This is a genomic window from Rhodococcus sp. CX (genome assembly GCF_015865005.1).
Classification (GTDB): Bacteria; Actinomycetota; Actinomycetes; order Mycobacteriales; family Mycobacteriaceae; genus Rhodococcus.
Map to the genome: position 1 here is coordinate 27630 of NZ_JADZGH010000075.1, position 5651 is coordinate 33280.

Here is a 5651-nt window from a genome sequence, read left to right on the forward strand (position 1 = left end):
AGTCATGATCACATGAAGCGGATACCGCGAGAGCTGTTCGACGAGGTCCACCTCGCCCTCGATCATCAAAAGCTGCTCGACGGAAGCTCGAGCGTGCTCGCGGATCTTTCCTTCAAGGCGGGCGATGTGCCGAGGCGTGAACTGCGGGCCGACTACATTTCATTTCGGACTTCGGTGTGCTCCGGCGGGTCCATGTGAGTCAGGTCGTCGATAGGGCGCGCCCCACCGGTCAGCGAGTACATGAAAGCATCCGAGTCCCTGGTGTTGTAGGTGTTCTGATGCTGGGTGACCGAGAAAACATCCGTGCGCCGCTCGACGGTGACGATGTCCTGGTACTTGCTTACCAACCAGACCGGGTCGTAACCCTCGAGTCGAGCGAGGCCTACCGGCCGGTTGGCGCGAAGCCACGCGTAGGCCGGGTAAACGATCCCTTCGACGTCGAGATAGGAGTCGGGCTGGACTGCCGCGTCAGCGATCTCGTTCGGGACTAGATAGGCGCCGACGGCATCAGAGGTGATGGACATGAACGACCCTTTCCATATGTTGAAACGAGCGACCGGGCGAAGCTGACGAGCTAGAGGTCGAGCACGAGACGCCGGCCTTTGCAGCGGCTGACGCACAGCATCATCCGGTCGCCGGCCTCCTGCTCGTGAGGCATGAGGAAGTCGTCCCGATGGTCCGGCTCGCCCTCGAGAACCCGTGTCTCGCACTCCCCGCAGTAGCCCTCCCCGCACGAGTACGAAACGTCCGGAAGGACCCCCTGCACCGCTTCGAGAATCGTGGTGTCCGGACCTACGTGAACCGTTCGACCCGTACGAGCCAGAGTCAACTCGAAGGCGTCACCAATTGTGTTCAACGGCCCTGCCGCGCAGAACCGCTCGAGCCGAAAGGGGCGGTAGATGAGTATGGTGTACGTGCTCAGCGGTGACCGCGTCGATCATGCCCGTGGGGCCGCACGTGTACACCAGAGGTTCCGGGTCGGGCATTCGCCATGAGTGCCGAGAGGTCAGGCCGACCATGTTCGTCTTCCGGCCAGAGCTCGACCTGGTTTCCGTATGCGGACAGAATGTCTCGGAATGCCATGCTTTCGCGATGTCGGCCGCAGTACACCAGATGCCAATCGGCTCCCGCCCGATCCACTGCGGCGACCATCGGCAGGATTGGAGTGATGCCGATCCCGCCGGCGAGGAAGAGATATGACTCAGAAGCTTCGAGGGGGAAATTGTTGCGGGGAGGTCGGACCTTCAGCCGACAACCGGCCTGCGCAACGGCATGCAGCTCGCGTGAGCCGCCACGTCCATCGACCTCTTTCAGAACCGCGATCGTGTAGCTGTGTCGGTCAGTGGGGTTGCCACAAAGAGAGTATTGCCGCGACAGCCCGGATGGCAACTGCACGTCGATGTGAGCGCCGGGCCCCCATGCAGGGACGTCGCTACCGTCATCTGTCTCGAAGGTGATGGAAACGATCCGGTCGGCTTCAGTGTGGACCCGAGTAATCACAAGGGCCACAAGATCACTGGACGACGACTCCATGTTCTTCGCTGCCACGTAACACACCTCCGACATTACGGTCCTCCATCAAGGCAGACGATTTCGCTGCGGCTTGATGCAGGAAGGGCGAGGAGCGCTTACACCGAGATTGGACTCGATCCGAGCGAGGGCGGCCCATCCCTATGCGTGGTGGTTCGCAAACTCATCATGCCCACGTTCAGGTAGTGAACCGACGAGCCCTCGTACGCAATACTTGCACGCGGGAATGAGCTTGTCTAGCACTAATCATTTCGGAAAGCGACCATTCCGGGTGCCTTCCATGGACGAAGACGGACGTGGTGGAGCCGGCACCCAGAGCATCCAGGAACCACCCGCCCAGAGCCGGGAAGCTGAAAATCGCCACGATCGACAAACCGCAATGACAGGAAGGGTCTGCAGGAGAGAGTGTTCGAGGCCAAGGCCACCCACCGTGTGATGTCGACGGAGGTCGCGGTATGTGATGCGCACCCCGATGTCTTCGTCGACGACCGGGGTCGAGTTTTCGTGACTGCCCGAGGCGGTAGTCAAGGACGCGAGTATTACCTCCGCTGTATTCGTGCACAGAAGGTCGGCCGTGCCCTGCTGTCCCGGCGGGAGGCCAGCAGGGCAAACTCGCTACGTCCGATCCGAGCAAAGGCTGCTACGAATTGCTGCAGTCACGTCGAGAAACCGTGCCGACGTTCAGGACTCGGTAACCTTTGTGAAGGTCACCGGAATGGACGTAGGACCTCGCAACGCGAAACTGCGCAAGTACGGAATCTTCTCGCCCGCGTCTGCGAACGCGAGGTTGTCGAGTCGCTGAAGGAGTGTGGTGACGGCGATCTGCGCTTCCCGGCGGGCGAGGTTCGCACCCAGGCAGACGTGTTCGCCACGACCGAACGCAAGATGCTGGGCGCGGGATCCGTCGATCTCCAATTCATCGGGGTCGGGGAAGAAGTCCTGGTCGCGGTTGCCCGATGCGTACATCAGGAAGATCAACTCACCCTCGGCGACGGGTTGCCCTCCGACCTCGGTGTCCCTTGTGGCAAGACGGAAGATGCCCTGCGCCGGTGCCTCGAGCCGCAGCGTCTCCTCGATCAGCGCCGGGACCAGAGAGAGATCGGCCCGCACCTTCGCCATCAACTCGGGATCCTCGATCAGCCGCTTGGTTGTGCTCGCGATCAGGTTCGTCGTGGTTTCGTTGCCGGCCACGAGAAACTGGACCAACATTTGCAGAATCTCGGACTCGACCAGCGGCTGCTCGCCGTCCATCCTGGCGTTCAGAAGATCCGTGAGCAGGTCATCGGCAGGCTCTGCGCGACGCTTCGCCAACTGCTCGGTGAAATAGTCGTAGAACTCGTCGACACGGGCGAACATGTCGATGATGTCCTCACGCGGCATGTCCAACGCACCCACTCCCTTGGTGAACGCGATCGTCCACTGCTTGAAGGTGGGCATGAGCTCGTGAGGAACACCGAGGATCCGCGCGATCACAGTCATCGGCAGGGGCATCGCGAGGTCCGCGACGATATCGGCCTGTCCGGCATCGTGGAACGAGGTTATCAGCTCATCGACGATCTGCTGGAATTCCGGCTCCATAAGCTTGACCCGCCGGGAGTGAACGCCATTGCGACGAGGCTGCGCTGTCGCTTGTGGAGAGGCGGATCGGAAAGCAGCAACACCGGAAACTTACTCAGCTCGAGTCGTCGGTGTGCCTGGCGCCGCGTCTCCGGCGGGAAGTCGAGGTCGGCTGCGACACGTTCGGCCAAGCCGGTCACCGAGCTCCGTCCGCTGGCGAGACGATTCGACCACAATTCGGCGTCACGAAGCACATTTCTGATGTCGTCGTATCTGCTCACCAGCCAGGCGTTCAGCCGATCGCTCCAGACGACCGGATGTTCGTTGCGTAGGTGTTCGTACGCCGGGAACGGACACCGCACGCTGTCGTCTTCCAGCTCGAGCAAGCGGTTGACCGGAAAGTCGGGTGTGATCGACTCTCGGGTGTGTGGACAGGTACTCATCGAGACGCTCCCTCATGTGATTTCGAACTCGGATGTGCGACTGGCGCATCGACACCGTCAGAATGTGTTGGATTCAAATCCGCTGTGCTGCTTGCAGGAAAGGTATGGTGGATTCGGTCAATCCTCCGTCGACGTAGATCACCTGACCCGTGACGTACCGTCCGTCGGATCCGACCAGGAACGGCACCACGTCGGCGATATCGTCCGGCAGCGCGCGTCGCCCCAGGGGCAACAATTCGTTGAACCGTGCCTCACGTTTGGGATCTGCACTGACGGACGCCGTGCCCTCTGTCTGCACCCCGCCCGGTCCGATGGCGTTGAATCGCACACCGGTCGAAGCCAATTCGACGGCGCACAACTTCGTCAACGAGATCAGTGCCGCTTTGGACGGCGAGTACGCCGCTGTTCCGGGCACCGGCGCCTTCGCGGCGGTCGACGCGATGTTGACCACTGCCCCGCGTGCCGCACTGAGCTGCGGGAGGAAGCACTGGATGAGGTTGAGTGGACCGAGCACGTTGACATCCATCACCGCACGAAATTGCGCGAGAGCAACTTCGGCAATGGGTGCGGGAGGGAAGATGCCGGCATTGTTGACCAGTACGTCCAGATTCGGTACAGACGCGGCGAGTTCACGCACAGCATCGGTGTCGGTGACATCCAAGGCGACCGCTCTGCCCCCGGCTTCGGCGGCTACCTTCTCGGCGGCTTCGGCGTCGAGGTCCACCACGATGGGTGCGTAACCCTCTCGTGCAAGACGCAGAACGATGGCCCGGCCGATCCCGCGTCCGGCTCCGGTGACCAGGGCGGTCGGGCGATCCGATGTCGATGTTTCGGTCACGATGTCCTCGCAGTTCCTCGGGCGTCCACACGGGCGGGGGGCGGGTCGTAAGCACAGCGGATCGCGCGCTTGTCCAGCTTGCCCACCGCGGTTCGGGGCAATTCGTCGGCGAAAAGGAATTCCTTGGGGCACTTGTACCCCGCCAAGCGTTCACGGCAGAAGGAGCGAAGTTGCTCGACCACGGGTCGTTCGCTTCCCGATGCGACCACCACGGCGACAAGTCGCTCGCCCATCTCCGGGTCAGGGACGCCGTAGCAGGCGACATCGCTCACCTGCGGATGGTCGAGCAGGGCCTGCTCCACTTCGGCCGGATAGATGTTCACACCACCGGAGACGACCATGTCGGCAGCGCGGTCGGTGATCCATACATACCCGTCCTCGTTGATGACACCGATCTCGCCCAGCGTGAAGGTCTCGTCCGTGCCGGCTCCGGAGACATAGGTGATTCCGTGCCCGCTGGTATCCCGGAACCACAGCTCGCCTTCGGTTCCGGGCGGTGCTTCGCTTCCGTCCGACAGGCGAACGAACGCTTCGAACGGCGCCACCGAGCGGCCGACCGAGCCGGGATGACGGAGCCACTCCTCGGAGCTGATCATGCAGGTGGTGCCGACTTCGCTCGCACCGTAGCTCTCCCACACCACGGGTCCCCACCACGCGATCATCGCTCGTTTGACCGATTCCGGACACTTCGCCCCGACCTGCAGCACGTATTTCAACGAGCTGTGGTCGAACCGATTTCGTACCTCCTGCGGAAGGTCGAGCAGCCGCTGGAGATGGGTCGGGACCATGATCGTGGAGCCGATTCGGTCGCGCTCTATCGCGGCGAGCACCTCGGTCGCATCGTACTTTCCGAGCACGGTGACCGGCGCACCTCCGATGAAGAGCCGGGTCGCGGCCAACGGGCCGGAGTGGTACATGGGGCCGACCACGAGGTGTCGGCCGAACGGGATCATCCGGCTGCCGCCGAGGCGGGCGACGTGCTCGGTGATGTCCTCGCCGCCCACCCAGGACGTGTAGGGCAGTTCGACACCCTTGGGCCGGCCGGTGGTGCCGGAGGTGTAGACAAGCGTTCGCCGCGGTTCGAGGTCGGTGCGCGGCTCGGCATCACCGGCTTCCGCGCACCATCTTGCCCACGATCGAACGTCGGTCGGAAGATCACCGTCGCCCCAGGCAACGATGAGGCGCACCCCCGTGCCCTCCGCGGCGCGAGCGGCGATCTCCGCGTGTTCGGCGTCGCACAGGACGACATCGACACCGGCGTCGTCGAGGATGTACCTGGTTTC

General features: G+C 62.7%; 7 protein-coding genes. All 7 read right to left on the reverse strand.

All coding sequences use genetic code 11. The features are described 5' to 3' along the window. Positions 1 to 152: 152 nt before the first annotated feature. A complete protein-coding gene (locus I0Q12_RS08425) occupies positions 153 to 524 on the reverse strand; it encodes a hypothetical protein (RefSeq protein ID WP_197251498.1) in 372 nt (123 codons plus the stop codon). Positions 525 to 574: 50 nt separating this feature from the next. Continuing rightward, positions 575 to 766, reverse strand: coding sequence for a 2Fe-2S iron-sulfur cluster binding domain-containing protein (locus tag I0Q12_RS32395; protein ID WP_307846119.1), 192 nt, complete (start codon positions 764 to 766; stop codon positions 575 to 577). Positions 767 to 918: 152 nt separating this feature from the next. Continuing rightward, a complete protein-coding gene (locus tag I0Q12_RS32400) occupies positions 919 to 1548 on the reverse strand; it encodes a ferredoxin reductase (RefSeq protein WP_231610279.1) in 630 nt (209 codons plus the stop codon). Between the two features lie 663 nt (positions 1549 to 2211). Next, positions 2212 to 3108, reverse strand: coding sequence for a cytochrome P450 (locus I0Q12_RS08435; protein ID WP_231610280.1), 897 nt, complete (start codon positions 3106 to 3108; stop codon positions 2212 to 2214). Then, positions 3072 to 3473 (reverse strand): cytochrome P450, encoded by a 402-nt coding sequence (locus I0Q12_RS32405; RefSeq protein WP_231610282.1) that lies wholly within the window; start codon positions 3471 to 3473, stop codon positions 3072 to 3074. Before I0Q12_RS32405 ends, I0Q12_RS08435 begins: the two co-directional genes overlap by 37 nt. A 130-nt stretch (positions 3474 to 3603) precedes the next feature. Further along, complete coding sequence (locus tag I0Q12_RS08440) at positions 3604 to 4368, reverse strand: SDR family NAD(P)-dependent oxidoreductase (protein WP_197251499.1); 765 nt, start codon at positions 4366 to 4368, stop codon at positions 3604 to 3606. Continuing rightward, positions 4365 to 5651 (reverse strand): AMP-binding protein (locus I0Q12_RS08445; RefSeq protein ID WP_197251500.1); only part of this gene is annotated, 1287 nt, incomplete at its 5' end. The genes I0Q12_RS08440 and I0Q12_RS08445, both read right to left, overlap by 4 nt.